Here is a 1,437-nt window from a genome sequence, read left to right as displayed (position 1 = left end):
TGCGACGGGAGCCGCTGGCCTGGGTCGCCGCGCGCGGCGAAACAGCGCAGATCGGCATGCCGCTGCCGCTGGTGCTGCTGCCGGACACCTGCTCGCTGCACCAGTACGTGGTACGCATGCTCAAGCGCGCGCGCGTGCCCTACCGGGTCTCGCACTCCGCCTCCGGCGTGGCGGGATTGCAGATGGCGCTGGCGGCCGGACTCGGCATCTCGTGCCTGAACCAATCGGCGATTCCGGCCGGCGTGGCCACGCTCGATCCTGCGACGGTGTCGTCGCTGCGGCTGCCGGCACTGCCCGACGTCGAGTTCTGCCTGCTGCCGCCCCGCCGCGGCGAAGCGCCGGTGGTGCAGGCCGCGCGCGAGGTCCTGGCCGAGCAGCTCGGCTGACCGAAGCGGCAGTCTGGCGCGGCACGATGACAGTCCCGTGTCGTCACAAGGCACTGTCATATTGCACGAGTAGACTCGCAACATCGTTCCGTCATACGGACCGGCGCCGTCGCGGCCCGGCCGCTTCCCTTTCCGCCCAGCCGACCCGATGCCCCTTCCCGCCTCCGACAGTTTCGCCGAGCTCGATCTGCTGCGCGCGCTGCTGGAAGTCGGCGCGGAACATTTCGATATCGACGTGGTGTGCGAGGCCAGCAGCCATGGGCGGCGTTTTCCGGTGTATCTGGCCGGCATCGGCTCGCGCGATCCCCGCGCGCCGGCGATCGGCCTGTTCGGCGGCATCCACGGCCTCGAACGGATCGGCACGCAGCTGCTGCTCGACTATATGCGGGCGCTGCTCAAGCGCCTCGAATGGGACGAGCTGCTGCACCTGCAATTGCGCCAGGTCCGTCTGCTGTTCATGCCGATCGTCAACCCGGCCGGCATGTGGGCCGGCCGGCGCGCCAATCCGAACGGCGTCGACCTGATGCGCAACGCGCCGCAGGATGCCGAGGGACGCGTGCCCTTCCTCGCGGGCGGCCAGCGCATCGGCCCGTGGCTGCCGTGGTACCGCGGCAAGGCCGGCACGCCGATGGAGGCCGAGAGCACGGCGCTGCTGCGCGTGGTGCAGGCGCAATTGCTGACGCGGCCGCTGAGCTTTGCCGTCGATTGCCACTCCGGCTACGGCTGGCGCGACAGCATCTGGTTTCCCTACGCCCGGACGCAGGCCGCGATGCCCCATCTGCCGGAGATGTACGTGCTGAAGACGCTGTTCGAGCAGGCCCATCCGCATCACGGCTACGCGTTCGAGCCGCAGAGCCACCAGTACCTGGTGCACGGCGACCTGTGGGATTACGCCTATGACCGCACGCCCGCGCCGCATATCTTTCTGCCGATGACGCTCGAACTGGGCTCCTGGCTGTGGATCAAGAAGAATCCGCGGCAGCTGTTCTCGCGCGACGGCTTCTTCAATCCGGTCAAGGCGCATCGCACCGCGCGCGTGCTGCGCCGCCAT

Annotated in this window: 2 protein-coding genes; both read left to right on the top strand. The window is 69.2% G+C overall.

Translation table 11 applies throughout. The features are described 5' to 3' along the window. Nucleotides 1-386 (top strand): LysR substrate-binding domain-containing protein (locus B551_RS18075; RefSeq protein ID WP_023264715.1); only part of this gene is annotated, 386 nt, incomplete at its 5' end. A 148-nt stretch (nucleotides 387-534) separates the two neighbouring features. Beyond that, the coding region (locus B551_RS18070; protein WP_023264714.1) for a M14 family zinc carboxypeptidase at nucleotides 535-1,437 on the top strand (903 nt) is incomplete at its 3' end.

This window comes from Cupriavidus sp. HPC(L) (assembly GCF_000307735.3).
Taxonomy (GTDB): domain Bacteria; phylum Pseudomonadota; class Gammaproteobacteria; order Burkholderiales; family Burkholderiaceae; genus Cupriavidus.
This window is presented reverse-complemented; position numbering and strand designations above follow the sequence as displayed.